The 19,259-nt window shown below is 65.4% G+C and carries 15 protein-coding genes; all 15 read left to right on the forward strand.

Annotation, left to right across the window (positions count from 1 at the left end; all coding sequences use genetic code 11):
* Nucleotides 1-20 precede the first annotated feature (20 nt).
* A complete protein-coding gene (locus AC5RE1_RS03920) occupies nt 21-2,489 on the forward strand; it encodes an ATP-dependent Clp protease ATP-binding subunit (protein ID WP_103633146.1) in 2,469 nt (822 codons plus the stop codon).
* A gap of 483 nt (nt 2,490-2,972) precedes the next feature.
* Nucleotides 2,973-5,681, forward strand: a complete 2,709-nt coding sequence (gene ppdK / locus AC5RE1_RS03925) for a pyruvate, phosphate dikinase (protein ID WP_006680749.1) — start codon at nt 2,973-2,975, stop codon at nt 5,679-5,681.
* Nucleotides 5,682-6,141: 460 nt separating this feature from the next.
* Nucleotides 6,142-6,558, forward strand: a complete 417-nt coding sequence (locus AC5RE1_RS03930; protein ID WP_006680750.1) for a DUF4418 family protein — start codon at nt 6,142-6,144, stop codon at nt 6,556-6,558.
* Nucleotides 6,536-7,447, forward strand: coding sequence for a DUF6273 domain-containing protein (locus AC5RE1_RS03935; RefSeq protein WP_257878466.1), 912 nt, complete (start codon nt 6,536-6,538; stop codon nt 7,445-7,447). The genes AC5RE1_RS03930 and AC5RE1_RS03935 overlap by 23 nt, the downstream gene beginning before the upstream one ends.
* Nucleotides 7,447-8,640, forward strand: coding sequence for an FtsX-like permease family protein (locus AC5RE1_RS03940; protein WP_493938380.1), 1,194 nt, complete (start codon nt 7,447-7,449; stop codon nt 8,638-8,640). The genes AC5RE1_RS03935 and AC5RE1_RS03940 overlap by 1 nt, the downstream gene beginning before the upstream one ends.
* Before the next feature lie 15 nt (nt 8,641-8,655).
* Nucleotides 8,656-9,864, forward strand: coding sequence for an ABC transporter permease (locus AC5RE1_RS03945; RefSeq protein ID WP_493938381.1), 1,209 nt, complete (start codon nt 8,656-8,658; stop codon nt 9,862-9,864).
* A gap of 1 nt (nt 9,865) precedes the next feature.
* A complete protein-coding gene (locus AC5RE1_RS03950) occupies nt 9,866-10,585 on the forward strand; it encodes an ABC transporter ATP-binding protein (protein ID WP_179370134.1) in 720 nt (239 codons plus the stop codon).
* A gap of 126 nt (nt 10,586-10,711) precedes the next feature.
* Nucleotides 10,712-12,310 carry an FTR1 family iron permease gene (locus AC5RE1_RS03955; protein ID WP_493938382.1) on the forward strand — a complete coding sequence of 533 codons (1,599 nt, stop codon included), beginning with the start codon at nt 10,712-10,714 and terminating at the stop codon, nt 12,308-12,310.
* A gap of 41 nt (nt 12,311-12,351) precedes the next feature.
* Nucleotides 12,352-12,984 carry an iron transporter gene (locus AC5RE1_RS03960; protein WP_006680756.1) on the forward strand — a complete coding sequence of 211 codons (633 nt, stop codon included), beginning with the start codon at nt 12,352-12,354 and terminating at the stop codon, nt 12,982-12,984.
* Nucleotides 12,985-13,086: 102 nt separating this feature from the next.
* Nucleotides 13,087-14,349 carry a DUF2318 domain-containing protein gene (locus AC5RE1_RS03965; RefSeq protein ID WP_179370136.1) on the forward strand — a complete coding sequence of 421 codons (1,263 nt, stop codon included), beginning with the start codon at nt 13,087-13,089 and terminating at the stop codon, nt 14,347-14,349.
* Nucleotides 14,350-14,395: 46 nt separating this feature from the next.
* The gene (locus tag AC5RE1_RS03970) at nt 14,396-15,667 is read left to right on the forward strand and encodes an ABC transporter permease (protein WP_179370325.1); all 1,272 of its coding nucleotides are present in this window, start codon (nt 14,396-14,398) and stop codon (nt 15,665-15,667) included.
* Between the two features lie 5 nt (nt 15,668-15,672).
* Entirely contained in the window at nt 15,673-16,836 is a 1,164-nt protein-coding gene (locus tag AC5RE1_RS03975; RefSeq protein WP_006680759.1) for an ABC transporter permease, read from the forward strand.
* A gap of 10 nt (nt 16,837-16,846) precedes the next feature.
* The gene (locus AC5RE1_RS03980; RefSeq protein ID WP_006680760.1) at nt 16,847-17,587 is read left to right on the forward strand and encodes an ABC transporter ATP-binding protein; all 741 of its coding nucleotides are present in this window, start codon (nt 16,847-16,849) and stop codon (nt 17,585-17,587) included.
* Nucleotides 17,584-18,135 (forward strand): FMN-binding protein, encoded by a 552-nt coding sequence (locus AC5RE1_RS03985; protein WP_179370137.1) that lies wholly within the window; start codon nt 17,584-17,586, stop codon nt 18,133-18,135. The genes AC5RE1_RS03980 and AC5RE1_RS03985 overlap by 4 nt, the downstream gene beginning before the upstream one ends.
* A gap of 2 nt (nt 18,136-18,137) precedes the next feature.
* Nucleotides 18,138-19,226 (forward strand): FAD:protein FMN transferase, encoded by a 1,089-nt coding sequence (locus AC5RE1_RS03990; protein WP_493938383.1) that lies wholly within the window; start codon nt 18,138-18,140, stop codon nt 19,224-19,226.
* The last annotated feature ends 33 nt before the right edge of the window (nt 19,227-19,259 follow it).

Here is a 19,259-nt window from a genome sequence, read left to right on the forward strand (position 1 = left end):
TAGGACGCAAAGGGAATGACATGTTCGAACGGTTTACCGACCGAGCTAGGCGCGTCGTCGTCCTCGCGCAGGATGAAGCGCGCGGGCTCAAGCACAACTACATCGGGACTGAGCACCTTTTGCTCGGCCTGATCTCCGAAGGTGAAGGCGTCGCCGCGAAGGCGCTCGCGATGATGGACATTAACGATGACGACGTCCGCGCGTCCGTCATTGAGATCATTGGCGAAGGCGAAAAGACGGTTGAAGGTCACATCCCCTTCACGCCGCGCGCAAAGCGAGTCTTCGAGCTGTCACTGCGTGAGGCACTGCAGCTCGGCCACAACTACATCGGCACCGAACACCTTTTGCTCGGCCTGCTGAAAGAAGGTGAAGGCGTCGCCGCCCAGGTCCTGACCAAGCGTGGCGCTGACCTTTCCCAGGTCCGTCAGAACGTGATCCAGCTACTCAGCGGATACCAGCGCGGCGAAGGTGAAGGACGTGAATCTGTCGGCGCGGGCGTCGGCGGATCCTCCACGCACGAACGCCAGAACTCTGCGGTTCTAGAGCAGTTCGGTCGCAACCTGACCCAGGCTGCTCGCGATAACAAGCTCGACCCGGTGATTGGTCGTCGCGTCGAGATGGAGCGCGTCATGCAAGTCCTCTCGCGTCGCACCAAGAACAATCCGGTTCTGATCGGGGAACCCGGCGTTGGTAAGACCGCCGTCGTCGAGGGACTGGCGCAAGCAATCGTCCACGGTGATGTGCCCGAAACGATCAAGGACCGCCAGATCTACAGCCTGGATATGGGGTCGCTGGTCGCTGGCTCGCGCTACCGCGGCGACTTCGAAGAACGCCTGAAGAAGGTCCTCAAGGAAATCCGTACGCGTGGCGACATCATTCTCTTCATCGACGAAATCCACACCTTGGTTGGTGCGGGCGCCGCTGAAGGGTCGATCGACGCCGCCCAGATGCTCAAACCCATGCTTGCGCGTGGCGAGCTCCAGACGATCGGCGCGACCACGAACGACGAATATCGCAAGTACATCGAAAAGGATGCGGCGCTTGAGCGACGCTTCCAGCCGGTGAAGGTCGACGAGCCCTCTGTCGAGGACACCATCGAAATCCTGAAGGGCTTGCGCGATCGCTACGAGGCCCACCACCGCGTCATCATCACCGATGAAGCAATCAAGGCGGCCGCTGAACTTGCGGATCGATACATCTCTGATCGCTTCCTGCCGGACAAGGCCATCGACCTGGTCGATGAGGCAGGCGCACGCCTGCGTATTCGTCGTATGACCGCTCCGCCGGAGTTGCGTGAACTCGACGAGAAGATCGCCGAAGTTCGTCGCAACAAGGAATCGGCGATCGACGATCAGGACTTCGAGAAGGCAGCCGGCCTGCGCGACGAAGAATCCAACCTGGTTGCTCAGCGTGAAGAGAAAGAAACGTCCTGGAAGGGCGGAGAATCCGACTCCATCGCAGAGGTCACGGAAGAAGAGATCGCCGAGGTCTTAGCCATGTCGACTGGTATCCCGGTCTTCAAGTTGACCCAGACTGAGACGACGAAGCTTTTGAAGATGGAGGATGAGCTGCACAAGCGTGTCATCGGTCAGGAAGAAGCTGTTCGCGCACTGTCGCAGTCGATCCGCCGCACTCGCTCTGGACTGAAAGACCCGAACCGTCCCGGTGGCTCGTTCATCTTCGCCGGTCCGACCGGTGTCGGTAAGACCGAGCTGGCGAAGGCGCTTGCCGAATTCCTGTTCGGTGACGAAGATGCTCTGATCCAGCTGGACATGTCCGAGTTCTCTGAGAAGCACACGGCATCGCGCCTCTTCGGTGCTCCTCCTGGCTACGTCGGCTACGACGAGGGTGGCCAGCTGACCGAAAAGGTTCGCCGCAAGCCGTTCTCTGTCGTCCTCTTCGACGAGGTTGAAAAGGCTCACCCGGACATCTTCAACTCGCTACTGCAGATCCTCGAAGAAGGTCGTCTGACCGACTCCCAGGGACGCAAGGTCGACTTCAAGAACACGGTCATCATCATGACCACGAACCTCGGCACGCGGGACATTAACAAGGGTGTTTTGACGGGCTTCCAGTCCGCTGACAACCTGACGCATGACTACTCGCGTATGAAGGCAAAGGTTGATGAAGAGCTCAAACAGCACTTCCGCCCCGAGTTCCTGAACCGCGTCGATGACACGATCGTGTTCCCGCCACTGAACAAGGATCAGATCAAGCAGATCGTCGACCTGATGATCGCGAAGCTGGCCAAGCGTATGGAAGCGCAGGACATGCACCTGCAGCTCACCGACGAAGCGCGCGACCTGGTGGCCGATCTTGGCTTCGACCCGGTGCTCGGTGCGCGCCCCTTGCGTCGCGCCATCCAGCGCGAGATCGAAGACGCTCTGTCTGAGCGCATCCTCTTCGGAGAGATCGTGGCCGGCCAGGTTGTTACGGTCGGTGTTGAGGGTGAAGGTTCGGACAGAAAATTCACTTTCAACGCTCACTGACCTTCAACGGTCAGCGGCTTCAATGCTTAGCGGCCGGCGTTGACCGTGTAGAGCTGGCGGGCTCACCCTTGGGGTGGGCCCGCCAGTGTTTTTGTGCACCGACTGCACTTGGTGCGACGGTTTGGTTTGTTTTGGTGGGGTTTTGTCGCGCGAGGTGTAGGTGGTGCGGTTGTTGGGGTGGTTTGTGTGCACTGGCTGCACTTGGTGCGACGGTTTTGCGTGTTTGAGCTCGGGTGTGTCGCGCCAGGTGCAGTGCGTCGAGGGGCCTCGTCGATGGGAAGTGGAACGAGGCGTAGGCACACCTCTCCCCCTACTGAAACAGCCTGAAAATGTCACATATGCGACAAACTGCCTAAGCGAACTGCAAAGATGTTGAAAACAAAGGTAAAGCATTCGGTGACCTAAGTCCCTTTTTGCTATTCTTCCCACTAGCGGCCCGATGGTGGGCCACTTTTACGTGATCGATGGAAGTTGAGGACCTCAATGGTCAAATATGTGTATGACTTCTCCGAGGGCGACAAGTCCATGAAGGACCTGCTCGGAGGTAAGGGCGCAAACCTTGCGGAAATGACGAAGCTTGGACTGCCCGTTCCCCCCGGATTCACCATCACGACCGAGGCGTGCCGCGCATACCTCAAGGATTCGATTGTTCCCGAATCCCTGGAAACTGAGGTGACCACCGCTCTTCGCCGCGTCGAAGATCAGATGGAACGCCACCTGGGTGACCCCTACAACCCGCTCCTTGTCTCGGTGCGTTCGGGCGCAAAGTTCTCGATGCCGGGCATGATGGAAACCGTCCTCAATATCGGTCTGAACGACGACTCGGTTCAGGGTCTCGCAAAGATCTCGGGCAACGAGCGCTTCGCATGGGACTCCTACCGTCGTCTGATCCAGATGTTCGGCAAGACGGTTCTCGACATTGATGGTGACCTGTTCTCCGACGCCCTGGACGATCTGAAGGCAGCTCGTGGCGTCAAGGGCGACACCGAATTGACCGCTGACGACCTGAAGGGCCTCGTTGAGACCTTCAAGAAGATCGTTTCCGAGCAGAAGGGCATGGACTTCCCGCAGGATCCTCGCACCCAGATGGACATGGCCATCGAAGCCGTGTTCCGCTCCTGGAACACCGAGCGCGCACGCATCTACCGTCGTCGTGAGCGCATCCCCCACGACCTGGGCACCGCAGTCAATATCTGCACTATGGTCTTCGGTAACATGGGTGAAGGCTCCGGCACCGGCGTCTGCTTCACCCGCGACCCCTCGTCCGGCCACGCAGGCGTGTACGGCGACTACCTTGAGAACGCTCAGGGTGAGGACGTCGTTGCAGGTATCCGCAACACCCTGTCCCTCGCCGACCTCGAGAATATCGACAAGGCTTCCTACGACAAGTTGCGCGGCATCATGCGCAAGCTTGAAACCCACTACCGCGACATGTGTGATATCGAGTTCACCATCGAGCGCGGCAAGCTCTGGATGCTCCAGACCCGCGTTGGCAAGCGCACCGCTGCCGCCGCATTCCGTATCGCCATCCAGCTGACCGAAGAAAAACTGATTACCCGCGACGAGGCCCTGACTCGCGTCACCGGCGATCAGCTGACCCAGCTGATGTTCCCGCAGTTCGACTCGAAGGCTGCCAAGGAACTCATCGCACGTGGCATGGCCGCCTCACCGGGCGCAGCAGTCGGCAAGATTGCCTTCGACAACGCTCAAGCTGAGAAGTTCCACGCTGACGGCGTCAAGTGCGTTCTGGTTCGTCGCGAAACCAACCCGGATGACCTGCCGGGCATGGTTGTCGCCGAAGGCGTTCTGACCGCCCGCGGTGGCAAGACCTCGCACGCTGCAGTTGTCGCGCGTGGCATGGGCAAGACCTGCGTCTGTGGCGCCGAAGCACTCGAGATTGACGCCGAGGCCGGCACCGTCGTCATTGATGGCACCACCTACACCTCCGACGACACGATCGCGATCGACGGTCAGACCGGTGAAATCTTCATCGGCGAGGTCCCGGTTACCGACTCTCCGGTCACCACCTACCTGTCGCACGGCCTCGAAGCTGGCCTGATTGCTGCCGGCAACGACGAAGGCACCCAGGAACTGGTTAAGGCCGTTGACAAGATCCTGCAGCGCGCCGACAAGGTTCGTCGCCTGAGCGTCCGCGCCAACGCTGACACCCCGACCGACTCGCGTCGCGCGATCGAGTTCGGCGCTGAAGGCATCGGTCTCTGCCGTACCGAGCACATGTTCCTCGGCGCGCGTCGTCCACTGGTTGAGCGCGCAATCCTCTCCGCACCGGGCTCGAAGGAACGCGCCGCAGCGTTTGGCGAACTCGAAAAGCTCCAGAAGCAGGACTTCCTCGAGATGCTCGAGGTCATGGATGGCAAGTCGATGACCGTCCGCCTGATTGACCCGCCGCTCCACGAGTTCATGCCGGCACTGTCCGAGCTGGAAATCAAGGTTGCTGTTGCGAAGGCGACCGGCGAAGCTGATCCGGCTGACGAGAAGATGCTGGCTGAGGTTCGTCGCTTCCACGAACAGAACCCGATGCTCGGCCTGCGTGGCGTCCGCCTCGGCATTTACCTGCCCGGCCTGTTCGCCCTGCAGATGCGCGCACTCTGCGAGGCAGCCGCTGAACTCGTTTCCCGTGGCCTGTCCCCGAAGCCGGAAATCATGGTTCCGCTGGTCGGCTCCGTCCGCGAGCTCCAGCTGATCCGCGAAGAGGGCGAAGACATCATCGCCGAGGTCGCAGCCGAGCGTGGCGTTGACCTGTCCGGTGTCACCATCGGCGCAATGATCGAGCTTCCGCGTGCAGCAATGACCGCTGAAGATCTCGCTGAAGAAGCTGACTTCTTCTCGTTCGGCACGAACGACCTGACTCAGACCGTCTGGGGCTTCTCGCGTGACGACGTCGAAGGCGTCTTCTTCCCGCACTATATTGAGGCCGGTATCTTCGGTGTTTCGCCGTTCGAGTCCATCGATGTCCACGGTGTTGGCACCCTGGTCCGCGAGGGCGTGACGCGCGCTCGTTCGACCAAGCCGAACATCAAGCTGGGTGTATGTGGCGAGCATGGTGGCGATCCGCTGTCGATCCACTTCTTCCACGAGGTTGGCGTCGATTACGTGTCGTGCTCGCCGTTCCGCGTCCCGGTTGCTCGCCTTGAGGCTGGCCGCGCCGCGGTCCTCACCGAGGAGGCCTGAGCCGATTTCACGGCCCGGGTCGGGCACCCGTGGAACGGGAGTCGGCCCGGATCGTGCTCTCCCGTCGCCGATGAGCGGCGATGAGAGCCCGTCGAACCTCGGAGCCCCCGCCCTCGACCGTCGTGGCCGAGAGCGGGGGCTCCGCCTTCCCCGGGATCGGGCGGCTACTGCGGTGGTCTATGGTGTGAAGGTGGCTGCGAGCACTGAGAACTCCTCGGGGTCGGCATCAGCGAGCGGGATCGGGCGACGTCGCCCTCCGGCTGTTTCTGCCCGATTATCGCGTATGTCGAAGGCTCTCGGGCGCTTCCGGTTTCCGGAATCCCAGGATGAGAGATCCGCGGTCCGGCGATCCGCAGTCCGGCGGTGCCCGCAGATTGACAATTTAAGTAAGGATGCCCTTAACTATATGTGTTCAACCTCGTCAGCATATGCGCTCGTTAAAGAACAAAGGAGCAAACCCATGTCGAAGAAGAATCTGGCGCTCGCCGTCGCCCCAGCAGCGTTGAGTGCCCTGCTCATCCTCGGGGTCACGACGGTCTTCTCCGCCTGCCCCCGTCGAGAGGACGGCACCTGGATGCACTGTCACCAGTGTCAGAACACGGTCGCTGCGGGAGGCATCGGCCTCGTCGTCCTCTTCGGTACCGCCGCTTTCGTGAAGAACAGGGGTGTGAGGATCCTTCTTCAGCTTCTCGCCATCATCGCGAGTGTCGTCCTCTTCTTCGTCCCCGGCGGGATCTGCCCCATGTGCATGATGAAGAACATGCGCTGCTACACCGTATTCCAGCCCTTCACCCGAGTGATGACGGGTCTCATCGCCCTGTCCGGCGCAGGGGCGCTCGCCTCCGTGGCGAAGCGTGGCGAGCGGACCGTCGCCTGAGGTGAGGGCGCGTGCCATCGCGCTTCCGCCCTCCCCTGCGAGGCGGAAGCGGCGCGCGATCGTCGTCGGGGTCGCGTTGCTTGCGCTCGCGCTCGCCCTCTTCGGGATCCACCGCCTTCGGATGGACGCCGCCTATCGGGAGGCTCTCCGCCTCGAAGAGGTCGGCGAGCGCGAAGGGGCCTACCGCGCCTATTCGCGCCTCGATGGGTACGCCGACTCGGCCGAGCGCCTTCGGGGGATGACCGAGGCGGACCCCGCCCTCCCTTATCGTTCGGCGAAGAAGGGGGATCTCATCGAGTTCGGCTCCTTCGAACAGGACGGCGATGCCGCGAACGGCCCGGAGCCGATCCGCTGGATCGTCCTCGACCGGATCGACGGGAGGCTGCTGCTGCTCAGCCGCGATTCCCTCGACGCCGCCCCCTACCACCGCGTCCCCTTCGAGCCCGTCACCTGGGAGCGCTCCGACCTCCGCAGATGGATGAACTCGGACTTCCTCGCGGCAGCTTTCAATGAAAGCGAGCTCTCCCTCGTCCCGACGGTCGAGGTCCCCAACACTCCGCAGTCCACGACCGGCACCGCTGCGGGCCCCGCGACGAAGGATCGCGTCTTCGCGCTGAGCGAGACCGAGGCCTCGATCTACATCTCCAACGCCGTCGAGCGCGCCGCGCTCGGTTCGGCCGCCCTGTCTGCGGCCGTCGACAACGACGATCTGCCCGCGGACGAGGAGGGGCGGGCCGACTGGTGGTTGCGCTCCCCGGGGACCTACGACTTCACGGCGCAGTACGTCGACCGTGAGGGCGTACGCCACGGCTCCGGTGCCGCCGCCGATGCGACCTACGGAGTCCGTCCGGCCCTGTGGCTCGATACGAGCGCGGGAGGTGCCGGGTGATGAGGCGCGACCGTCTTTCCCTGAGGGGCCTCCCGCTGAAGAGCGCGCGGGCCCGCCCGCTGCGGACGATGATCCTCGCGCTCCTCGCGCTCGCGCAGACCGCCTGCGCGCTGACGGGCCTGCTCCTCGTGCAGTCGACGAGGGCGGAGCTCTCCCTGGCTCGAGACAGACTGGGTGCGGACGTCGTCGTCTACCCCTCGGCGGGCTTCCTACAACTCGACAAGTCCTGCATCCAGATGGTCGGTAGCCCCGTCCTCTTTCACAAGGAGCGCTCAACTCTGTCGCGTCTGAACTCCAACGAGGACATCGATCGCATCGCCTATCAGCTCTACCTGTCGGACGCGAGCGGCGGGGGGGAGCCCCTCTGGATCATCGGTTTCGACCCCGCCTCCGACTTCGTCGTCGCGCCCTGGCTGCGCGAGGGCCCCGATCACGTGGTGCCGGAGGGATCCGTCGCGGTGGGCGCCGATGTGGCGGTGTCGCGGGAGGGCACGGTGACCCTCTTCGGCGAGGAATGGCCGGTCGACTCCCATCTCGAGAGGACCGGCGCCGAGCTGGACAAGGCGGTGCTCGTGCCGATAGGCTCCCTCGAGCGGGTGATCGCCGCCGCGGTCGCCGCAGGCGACGATTCCTTCGCCTCTATCGACCCGCATGCCGACTACTCGGTCGCGCTGCTACGACTCAAGGAGCGCTCCGACGCGGAATCGGTGACGAACTGGATCAACCTCTACGTCCGACGCGTGACGGCCGTCCATTCGGAGGAAGCGCTGGCGGGGACCGCCTCCTCGGTGTCCGCGCATTCGTCCATGCTCGCCGGGGTCGCGGCCCTGACGTGGCTGATCCTGCTCGGGGCGCTCGCCGTCGCCCAATGGGCGCTGTTCAACGAGCGGCGCCGCGAGGCGAACGTGTGGCGGATCCTCGGGGCTTCGAGGGCCCTCGTCGAGCGCGTCCTCCTACGGGAGGCGCTCATGGTCCACGCCTCGGGGGCTCTGCTCGGGGCGCTCGTGGCCGCGGGGCTCGTCGCCCTCATCGGCGTCGCGCCCGTGAGGAGCGAGCTCGTCTCCCCGGGCAACCTCGCCACGCTCGCCGTCGTGGCGGTGGCGATGAGCCTCCTCGTCGCCTGGATCGGCGCAAGGGCCGTGCTTCCGAGGCTGTTGCGAGCCGCCGACGACTCGATGCTGTTGACGACGTAGGAAGGAGACGGATCCATGCGTTCTTTGAGTGAGCTGCCCCTTCGCGCTCTGCGCGCGCAGCCGATTCGCGCCTTCGCGCTGTTCATATTCGCAGCGCTCATGGCCTCGGCCGTCTTCGGGGGAACCATCCTCGTCCAGGGGATCCGCGGCGGCCTGGCGACGGTGGAGGCGCGTCTCGGGGCCGATGTGCTCGTCACCCCGAGCGATGCCGGCGGGGATTTCGACGCCCAGACCTTCCTCCTCGAAGCCGAGCCGGGCTATTTCTACATGGATGCGGGAGTCGTTGCGAGGGTCCGCGATGTCGTCGGCGTGGAGAAGGCATCCCCCCAGATCTTCCTCGCATCCGCGAGGGCGAGCTGCTGCTCGGGGAGATACCAGGTCATCGCCTTCGATCCGGAGACGGATTTCGCCATTCAACCGTGGATCGCTGACACGACGGGCGACGTGGAGATCGGCGAGATGGACGTCCTCGTGGGAGCGAACGTCACCGTACCGGTCGACGGCTCCTTCAAGATCTACGGTCGGACTCTCAGGGTCGTCGGCCAGTTCGATCCGACGGGCTCGACCCTCGACAACGCCGTGTACGCGAACTTCGACACGGGCAGGAGCCTCATGGCGGCCTCCTTGGAGAAGGGACTGAACAAGTATCAAGACGCCGATCCGGGGAGCGTCGTGTCCTCGGTTCTCGTCCGCGTCGCGGACGGCGAGGACGCGGAGGTGGTCGCTCAGCGGATCCGCGAGAGCGTGGACGGGGTCTCCGTTTCGACGGCGAAGAGCATGGTCTCGGGGATCTCGGAGACGCTTGTGCGGACATCGCGCGCGGTCGCGCTGCTCGTGGGCGTCGTATGGGCGGTCGGATCGGGGATGAGCGTCCTCGTGTTCACGATGATGATTCACGAAAGGGCTCGGGAGTTCGCCCTCCTCAGGGCGATGGGCGTGAGTCGCTCGCGGCTCGGACGTCTCGTCCTCGCGGAGTCCGCGGCCGTCGATCTGGCCGGCGCGCTCGCGGGCGTCGTCGTGTCGGGGGTCCTGCTCTCGGCCTTCCGGGTGCTGGTCAGTCAAATGCTCGGCATCGGGTTCCTCATGCCGGGGCCCTTGGAGTCGGGACTCATCGCCCTCGCCGCGCTCCTGGTCGCCCTGGCCTCGGCGGGAGTCGCGGGGTGGGTCTCGATTCGCCGTATCGGTGCGATGGACGTGGGGCTCGTCCTCAGGGAAGGGGAATGACGTGACTCTTGAAGCGAAAGGCGTGAGGAAGGACTTCCCGCGCGTGCGCGGCGGAGCGATGTTCTCGGCGGTCGAGCCGGTGGATCTTCGCCTGAACCCCGGCGAGTTGCTGGTGATTCGCGGACGCTCGGGGAGCGGTAAGAGTACCCTGCTGTCGATGATGGCGGGGATCCTCGCGCCGACGGAGGGGGCCGTCCTGATCGACGGCGAGGATCTGTACGCCCTCCCGGATGCCGTGGCCTCGGCGCTCCGCAACGAGCGGATCGGCGTGATCCCTCAGGGGCACACCGCGCTACGCAGCCTGTCGGTGCTGGAGAACGTCCTCCTCCCGTCGATCATCCGGGCGCGAGTCGAGCAGGAGGGGGTCCGCGAGCGGGCGGAGGCCCTGCTGGAGGGCGTCGATCTGGCGCCCCTGGCCGACGCTCGCCCCGATGAGCTCTCGGGAGGGGAACTGCGTCGGATGGCTGTGGCGCGGGCGCTGGTGATGCGGCCGGAGACGGTCCTCGCCGACGAACCGACCGCGGGGCTGGACGCGGGGAACGCCCAGACGGTGCTGAGGATGCTCCGGCGTGCGGCGGACGAGGGTGCGGCGGTGCTCGTAGTGACGCACGAGGATGAGGCCGTTCATTTCGCCGATCGTGTGATGGTGATGGAAAGCGGAGTCCTGCGCCTTGGGGATGCCCCGCGCGGAGGCTCTCCCACCTGCGAAGATCTCAAATAGGTAACTCTTCGGTGACTTATTTCTGAATTTGCGGAGGTTAGGCTAAACTAATTCTGGCGATTTCGGGGTCGGCATGGTCCCCTCGCCCTCATCAACATCGACAAGCGGAATTCTGGAGGAACACGGGTGGGCGTATCGACATCCTCGACGACGGCATTGACGAGGCGTCCCTGGATCCTCTTCGCCCCGCTCCTCCTCGCCCTCCTCATCGGGGTCCTCGCCCCGGCCGCTGCGCGAGCCGAGGGCGCCGTGTCCAGCTGGGGCGCGGTCGCCGAGGAGATGGGTGAGATCCTGGATCAGGCCGAGAAGGACTATCTGGCGGGCGATGTCGAGGCGGGTAAAGACGGGGTGAATACCGCCTACTACCGGCGTTATGAGACCCTCGGCTTCGAGAAGCAGGTCATGGCGCGCATCTCGGGGAATCGGGTCTCCACCGTCGAGATGAAGTTCTCCCTCGTCAAGAAGGCGATGAGCGATCATGACGACGCTGCGGTCGCTCAGCACCTCACCGATCTCAAGAACTACCTGCGCGAGGACGCCAAGACCCTCGACGGCGCCGGGAACTCGGCTGTCTCGAACGACTACAGCCCGGGGGCCTGGGGGCGCGTCGCGAAGGAGATGGGTGAGATCCTGGATCAGGCCGAGAAGGACTATCTGGCGGGCGATGTCGAGGCGGGTAAGGACGGGGTGAATACCGCCTACTACCGGCGCTATGAGACCCTCGGCTTCGAGAAGCAGGTCATGGCGCGTATCTCGGGGAATCGGGTCTCCACCGTCGAGATGAAGTTCTCCCTCGTCAAGAAGGCGATGAGCGATCATGACGACGCTGCGGTCGCTCAGCACCTCGCCGATCTCAAGAACTACCTGCGCGAGGACGCCAACACCCTCGACGGCTACGTCGGCGAGGCGGCCGCCCCCACGAGCCCTTGGCTCTCGGGCTTCCTCCCCTCGCTCCTCGTCATCCTCCGAGAGGGCATGGAGGCGATCCTCGTCGTCGCCGCGATCCTCGCCTACCTCGGCAAGGCCGGGCACAAGGACAAGTCGAAGATCGTGTGGATCGGGGTCGTGCTCGCCCTCGTCGCCTCCGCGGCCCTCGCCGTCCTCTTCTCCTCGTTCGCGAATCTCGCCGGAGCCAATCAGGAGCTCCTCGAAGGCTTCGCCGCCCTCTTCGCGGTCGCCATGCTCATCTGGGTCTCGAACTGGATGGTCTCGAAGTCCTCCAACGAGGCCTGGGACCGTTACATCAAGGATCAGACGGACGCCTCGCTCACTCGCGGCTCCCTCCTCGGCCTGGCCGCCATCGCGTTCCTCGCGGTCCTTCGCGAGGGCGCCGAGACGATTCTCTTCTATGTGCCGGTCATCTCCCACGCGGGCGCGGCCATCGGGCACGTGTGGATCGGCATGGGCGTCGGCCTCGCCGTCCTCGTCGTGGTCTACCTCCTCATCCAATTCGCCGCCCTGAGAATTCCGCTGCGCCCCTTCTTCGCGGTCACATCGCTGCTCCTGGCGGTCATGGCCGTCACCTTCACCGGATCTGGCATCAAGGAGCTCCAGGAGGCCGACGTTCTGCCCCTGACGCCTCTTGACGGCCTCCCGACCATCGACCTCTTGGGGATCTACCCCCGAGTGGAGAACCTCTCCGCACAGGCAGCGGTTCTCGTCATCATCGTCGGCCTGTACTTCTGGGGGAAGCGACGCATGCGCCGCGCGATCCCCGAGAAGTGACGAACCGTCGAACCATCCCACACTGACATGGAGTTTGATTCATGAAGCGCTCACTCAGCACCATCGGCGCGGCCGTCGCGGCCGTCGCCCTGATGACCGGCCTCTCGGCATGTTCTTCCCAGACCGCAGAGACCGAGAAGCCCGCGGAAATGGCCACTCAGTCCAGCGAGAGCGAGGCTGCCGCACCCGGCGAGGACGCCGGCTTCGACGAGTTCCCCCTCGGCGACGACGTATTCTCCGGCCCTCTGAAGATCTCCGGCGTCTACTTCCAGCCGGTCGACATGGAGCCCCAGGTCCAGACCCCCGCCAAGGACTCCTCGATGCACATCGAGGCTGACATCTCCGCCGTCGAGGGCAACGATCTCGGCTACGGCGTCGGCGACTTCATCCCGGGCCTCAAGGTCGACTACAAGATCCTCGGTGCCGACGGCAACGCCGTTCTCGAGGGCACCTTCATGCCGATGAACGCCTCCGACGGCCCGCACTACGGCCTCAACCTGCCGAAGCTCGACGCCGGCACCTACACGGTTCAGTTCATCGTCCACTCCCCCGAGGAGAACGGCTGGCTCCTCCACACCGACGAGACCACGGGCGTCAAGGGGCGCTTCTGGACCGAGCCGATCACCGCGGAGTTCAAGGATTGGAAGTGGGACCCCTCCGCTGTAGAGTGGTGACCACGTGACGGACGGGCCGGAGGCGGACTCCGGCCCGTTGTCGTGCCCTCGTGATGACGCCGACGCGCCCCCGCGTCGCGACGACGAGAATAAGGATGAACGATGATCGAACAGATGAGCCAGGCGACTCTCGCCCTGCTCCTCACCGCTCTCGCCACGGGAGCGGCCATCGGCGTGCTACCGGCGCGAGAGCGCGGCAGATCCGGTAGAGCCGCCCGGAGATGGGCCATCGGCATCGGTGTCGTCGCCGGGTTCGTCTCCGCCTTCGTCCTCACCCTCGTCAACACCCTCGCGCCTCGCGCCGTCAATCGGCAAACGGTCGCCCTGTGGACCCTGCCCCTGGCCGTCCTCCTCGCGATCGCCTTCGTTTCGCTCTTGGCGCTGCGGGCGCGCCGGGCGCCGAGCGCGCCCCTTGACTCCGCTCTCCTCCTCGTGATGAGCGCCTACCTGGCGCTCATCGTCTTCCGCGCGGCTCCCACGGCGATGGCCCAGGCGGTCATGATGTTCCCTCGGGGAATCGAGGTCTTCGCGACGACTACGATGCTCGCCCTGGTCGGCTACGTCCTCGGCTGGCTCATCCCCCTTGCCCTCGGCACTCTCTCCTGGAGGATCGTCTCCCTCGGCCGACGCAGGACCTGGCCGACCGCCCTCGTCGTGGCCGTCCTCGCCCTCACTCACGTCATGCTCGTCGTGCGCATCCTCCAGGCGCAAAGGATCGTCTCGATGTCGAACGAGGCCTTCACCGCGCTCTCCTGGCTCATCAACCACGAAGCCGTATTCCCGATCGCCGCGATGTTCGTCCTCCTCCTCGTCGCCGCTCTCGTCGTCCGCGAGGGACGATCCCTGCCCCGAGTCGGCTCCAACCCCGCCGAGGGGCGCCTCTACCGCGCCCGCGCCCGCGTCTGGAAGACGATGGCCGGGGTGGCGGCGGGCGGCTACCTGTGCGGCGCGCTGCTGGTCACCCTCGGCGTCGTCGTCGGCTCCGCCGAAGTCGAGCTCTCCGAACCGGAGTCCTACTCCGTCGTCGAGGAGCGCGCGGTCATCGACATCGCGGACATCTCCGACGGCCACCTCCACCGCTACGCCTACACGACCTCTTCGGGGGTCGAGGTCCGCTTCATCGTCATCCAGAAGGCGGGCGCCTCCTTCGGCGTCGGCCTCGACGCCTGCGAGATCTGCGGGCCGACCGGCTACTACGAGAAGGACGGGAAGATTATCTGCAAGCTCTGCGAAGTCGCGATGAACATCGCGACGATCGGATTCAAGGGCGGCTGCAACCCCATTCCGATCGAGTACGAGGTCTCCAACGGGACGCTGACGGTCCCGCTGTCGGTCCTCGAGGCGAATGCGAGCGTCTTCGCATGAGCCCTCTCGTTTTCCGACCCCACAAGGGAGAGGATCTGATCCCATGATGTTCCTGAGAATGCTGGCGGGGGCTCTGGCGCGCAGGGGCGAGCGTCACCTCCTCATCGCCGTGACGGTCGCCCTCGGCGCCGCCGTGGCCACGTCCATGCTCTCGGTGATGTTCGACGTCGGGGACAAAGTCAACCAGGAGTTGAAGTCCTACGGCGCGAACATCGTTGTGCGACCGCGCGGCGCGGCGGTCCTCCAGGACCTCTACGGCGCTCACTCCCCCGCGCAGACCTTCCTCCGCGAGGACGAGCTCGGCCGGATCAAGACGATCTTCTGGACGTACAACATCCTCGACTTCGCCCCGCTGCTGTCCGTCGACGCGGTCGGCCCCTCGGGGGAGCCCGTCGCGCTCACCGGGACCTGGTTCGATCACCACCTCGACCTGGATACCGAGGAGACGCTCGATACCGGCCTCGACAAACTGCGGGCCTGGTGGACGGTTACCGGCCAGTGGGTCGCAGACGAGGACCCCGAGGGTGCGATGGTCGGTGAAGGCTACGCCGCGGCGCATGGCCTCGCCCTCGGCGATCCCCTGACCCTGAGCAGGGACGGGCGCTCCGTCGAGTTGAAGGTGCGCGGGATCTTCGAATCGGGCGACGAGGCCGATTCCGGCGTCTACGCGAACCTGGCTGTCGCCCAGGACCTTCTCGGAGAGCCCGGAGCCGTAAGCTCCGTCGAGGTGTCTGCCCTGACGACCCCGGACAACGACCTGGCGCGGAAGGCGGCGAAGAACCCGGAGTCCCTGTCCGTGTCTGAGCGCGAGACCTGGTACTGCACCGCCTACGTCTCCTCCATCGCCTACCAGATCGAAGAGGTCATGACCGATTCCGTGGCCAGGCCCGTTCGGCAGGTCGCTGAATCGGAGGGGACCATCCTGGAGAAGACGCAGCTCCTCATGCTCCTCGTCACCGTCCTCGCCCTCGTCGCCTCCGCGCTGGCCATCGCGAATCTCGTCACCGCGAACGTCATGGAGCGCTCCGGGGAGATCGGTCTGATGAAGGCGATCGGGGCGAAGAACCGCTCGATCATCGCCCTGCACCTCAGCGAGATCGCAGTGGTCGGCCTCGTCGGAGGGGCCCTCGGCTACGGGGGCGGGATCGGGCTTGCGCAGATCATCGGGCGGATCGTGTTCGGAGCCTCGATCTCCTTCACCCCGGTCGTCCTGGTACTCGTCTCGCTCCTCGTCCTGCTCGTCGTCCTCAGCGCGTCGATCCCGGCCATCCGCTACCTGCTGCGGCTCAACGCCGCGGAAGTCCTCCACGGAAGGTGAGAGAGATGAAGCGTCGCACAATGTTCTGGCGGATGGTCTCCTCGTCGATCCTGAGGAGGCGCTCCCGCGTCCTCATCGCCGTTCTGGCCGTCGCCATCGGCGCCACGACCCTGTCGGGGTTGGCGACCATCGCCCTGGAGGTCCCCGCTCAGCTCGCCCGCGAGGTCCGCTCCTACGGCGCGAACCTCGTTGTCTCCCCCGTTTCGGGGAAGGACTCCATGAGCGCCGAGTCCCTCGAGGCGATCCCCTCCCTCGTGCCGAAGGGGGCCCTCGTCGGCTCGGCGGCCTTCGACTACGAGGCGATCAGCGTCAACGATCGGCCCTACGTCGCCGCAGGAGCCGATCTGGAGTCGGTGCGCGCGATGAACCCGTACTGGTACGTCGAGGGGGAGTGGCCGCAAGGACCCGACGAAGTGCTGATCGGCGAGGAGATCGCGGACACGATCGGCGCTTCGGTCGGGAAGAGGATCTCCGTCGTCCGCCTCGAGGAGGCGGACGAGCGCGCCCAGTCCGGTGGGGCCGAGGCGAAGACGAGCGTCGACTTCACCGTATCCGGGGTCCTCAAGACCGGGGGCACGCAGGACTCCTACATGTACATGACCTCGCAGGCGATCTCCGCCCTGACCGGCGTCGAGGCGCGCGCGACGGTCGCGGAGTACTCGATCGCTGTCGAGGGCCCGGTCCTGGAGGGCGTCGTCGCGGCCATCAATGACTCCGTGCCCGGAGTGTCGGCGCAGGCCGTCAAGCGCCTCGCGCAATCCGACTCCGGCGTCATCTCGATGCTGCGCTCCCTGCTTGTCATCATCGCCGGCATCGTCCTCGTCCTCACCCTGATCGGGGTGTCCACGACGATGGTCGCCATCGTCGCCGAAAGGCGCAACGAGATCGGCCTGCGCAAGGCCCTGGGCGCGACTTCGCGCTCCATCGCCCTCGAATTCATCGGCGAGGGTGTGCTCCTCGGTCTGATCGGCGGTCTGATCGGCGTCGTCCTCGGGTACGGTCTCGCCTCGGGGATCAGCTACAACGTGTTCCACCGGAGCATCTCCCTTCCGCCGTTGATCGCTCTCATCACGGTCCTCGCATCCGTGGCCGTCGCCGTCCTCGCCTGCCTGCCCCCGGTGCGCCGAGCCGCCGCCGTCGACCCCGCCCTCGTCCTACGTGGAGAATGAAGGAAGAATCATGACAGACACGATGCCGACGCCCCTTCTCGATCTGGAGGGGGTCTCGAAGATCTACGGCGACCTCCACGCGCTCGACGACGTCTCCTTGACCATCGGGCGTGGGGAATGGGTCTCCATCGTCGGGCCCTCCGGATCGGGCAAGACGACCCTGATGAACATCGTCGGGTGCATGGACACCGCGTCCAAGGGACGGGTCCGCCTCGACGGCCAGGACATCTCGGATCTCACGGGGGACGAGCTCACGGAGATCCGCCGCTCCACGATCGGGCTTGTATTCCAGCAGTTCCACCTCATCGGGCATCTCACTGCGCTGGAGAACATCATGGTCGCCCAGTACTACCACTCGATGCCCGACGAGAAGGAGGCGATGGAGGCCCTCGACAGGGTGGGCCTCGCCGATCGCGCCACCCATCTGCCCCGTCAGCTCTCCGGCGGCGAGCAGCAGAGGGTGTGTGTGGCGCGCGCGCTCATCAACTACCCGAAGCTCATCCTCGCCGATGAGCCGACCGGCAACCTCGATGAGACGAACGAGAGGATCGTCCTCGACCTGTTCGGGCGACTCCACGAGGAGGGCACGACCCTCATGGTCGTCACGCACGACGCCCTGGTCGCCGGCCGAGGCCAGCGCGAGATCGCCCTCGATCACGGGCGCATCTTCAAGGAGACGTGGCACGATCACGACGCGCTCGAGGCGGGGCTCGAGTCGGGAACGGGGAAGAGCAAGGTGGATCTGCGATGAACGCGAAGCGCGGGGCCCTGAGGGCCGGGATCGTGGGACTCGGCGCGATGATGCTCGCCGCATGCGCTTCCTCGCCGGGCGTCGACATGAGCGTGCCGATGAAGGACGGTGAGTGGAAGGGCCGTTCGAACGCGGACGATCAGGGGGCGATCGGGGTCATCACGATCACGGTCGAGGGTGGCGACATCACGAGCACGAGCTACGAGACCCTCCAGGCTAACGGAACGGACAAGGACGTCGACTACGGGAAGAGCTCCTCCGGGGAGGTCTTCAACGAGGACTACTACGAGAAGGCGCAGAGGGCCGTCGAATCCTTTGCGCGCTACTCGCAGGAGCTCACCGAGAAGGACGATCCCGCGAAGGTCGATGTCGTGTCGGGCGCGACCGTCGCGCACCGCCAGTTCATTCAGGCCGCGATCCGGGCGATCTCCGCGGCCCAGGGGGTCGACGACTCGGCGGCGAACGGCGTGGAGATCCCGGGGCTGGAGGAGTCGACCCGCCTCGGGGACACGGATCTCGACAAGGACCTCGGCGGGACGGACCGCTAGCGGTGGGGGAGCGTCCGCTCGTCGAATTCGAGGTCGGCGAGGGCGGGGGCGCGCGTTCCTGGCGAGTCTCCTTCCCGGCGATGGGCACGCGCGTTGACCTCATCGGTGCGGGCGGGGATCTTCCGCACATCACGCGCGGGGTGTGCCGACTGGTCGCCGAACGCGAAGCGCTGTGGTCCGTCTTCCGCCCAGACTCGGACGTCTCGAGGATCAACTCCGGCGAGGGGTGGTGCGAAGTCGATCCGCGCACGGATTCGCTGCTCCTCGATTCCCTGGCCCTGTCGGAGGTGACCGGCGGGGCCTTCACTCCGCTGGCGGGGGCACTCGTGCGCCTGTGGGATGTCAAGGGCGCTCGAAGGTCTTTCCTCGCGAGCGGGCGCGTGCCCGAGGCCCCGTCCCAGGAGGAGATCGACGGGGCGCTCCGCTCGTGTGATCCGGCGCTCTTGGAACGCGACGAGGCCGCTCGCTGGCGTCTCGCGCGGGCCGTGAACGGGGGAGCCTCCCCGTCGAGGGGACCGGCCCTCGACCTCGGCGCCATCGCGAAAGGGGCGACCGCCGACGCGGTGCGCGACGCGGTCGTGGCGGCCGGCGCCGAGGGGGTTCTCGTCTCCCTGGGCACATCGTCCATCGCCGCTTTCGGACGCCGGTGGGACGGGAGGCCGTGGACGGTCGGCCTGCGGGAGCCGGGCGCGGCGGAGAACGAGTGGACGGGTAGCGTCGAGCTCTCCTCCTCATCGGCTCTGTCGACCTCGGGCGACTACGCGCCCGCATCATTCGACGCCGGTCGCCCGTTCCCGGAGGCGCTCGCCCACGAGACCTTCGATCCGAGGACGGGACGGCCGAGCGAATCGGGCGTTCTCCAGGCGAGCGTGATCTGCGCGTCGGGAGTCATGGCGGAGGCGCTTTCAACGGCCCTCCTCGTCGCCGGGGAGGAATGCGTCGACGGTACCCGTTTGGACGTCTGGGGGAGGGCGAGGGGACTCTCGACCCGCTGGGAGAGCGTCGTCGCGCGCGGGGATGGGATCGCCTTCTCCGAGGGGGCGGGGTGGGTGCCGAAAGGGGCTCGAGGAACGGGCGGATCCGCGCTCTGATCTCGCGATTCGTCCGAAGGCGTTCTCGTTCAC

This window comes from Actinotignum sp. usb-actsch-rep-73, from assembly GCF_059082735.1.

Coding starts and splice junctions, on each gene's coding strand:
- AC5RE1_RS03960 (WP_006680756.1), top strand. CDS start 12,352: ATGAAGCGCTCACTCAGCACCATCGGCGCGGCCGTCGCGGCCGTCGCC.
- AC5RE1_RS03920 (WP_103633146.1), top strand. CDS start 21: ATGTTCGAACGGTTTACCGACCGAGCTAGGCGCGTCGTCGTCCTCGCG.
- AC5RE1_RS03940 (WP_493938380.1), top strand. CDS start 7,447: ATGAGGCGCGACCGTCTTTCCCTGAGGGGCCTCCCGCTGAAGAGCGCG.
- AC5RE1_RS03970 (WP_179370325.1), top strand. CDS start 14,396: ATGTTCCTGAGAATGCTGGCGGGGGCTCTGGCGCGCAGGGGCGAGCGT.
- AC5RE1_RS03965 (WP_179370136.1), top strand. CDS start 13,087: ATGATCGAACAGATGAGCCAGGCGACTCTCGCCCTGCTCCTCACCGCT.
- AC5RE1_RS03985 (WP_179370137.1), top strand. CDS start 17,584: ATGAACGCGAAGCGCGGGGCCCTGAGGGCCGGGATCGTGGGACTCGGC.
- ppdK (WP_006680749.1), top strand. CDS start 2,973: ATGGTCAAATATGTGTATGACTTCTCCGAGGGCGACAAGTCCATGAAG.
- AC5RE1_RS03975 (WP_006680759.1), top strand. CDS start 15,673: ATGAAGCGTCGCACAATGTTCTGGCGGATGGTCTCCTCGTCGATCCTG.
- AC5RE1_RS03980 (WP_006680760.1), top strand. CDS start 16,847: ATGACAGACACGATGCCGACGCCCCTTCTCGATCTGGAGGGGGTCTCG.
- AC5RE1_RS03945 (WP_493938381.1), top strand. CDS start 8,656: ATGCGTTCTTTGAGTGAGCTGCCCCTTCGCGCTCTGCGCGCGCAGCCG.
- AC5RE1_RS03930 (WP_006680750.1), top strand. CDS start 6,142: ATGTCGAAGAAGAATCTGGCGCTCGCCGTCGCCCCAGCAGCGTTGAGT.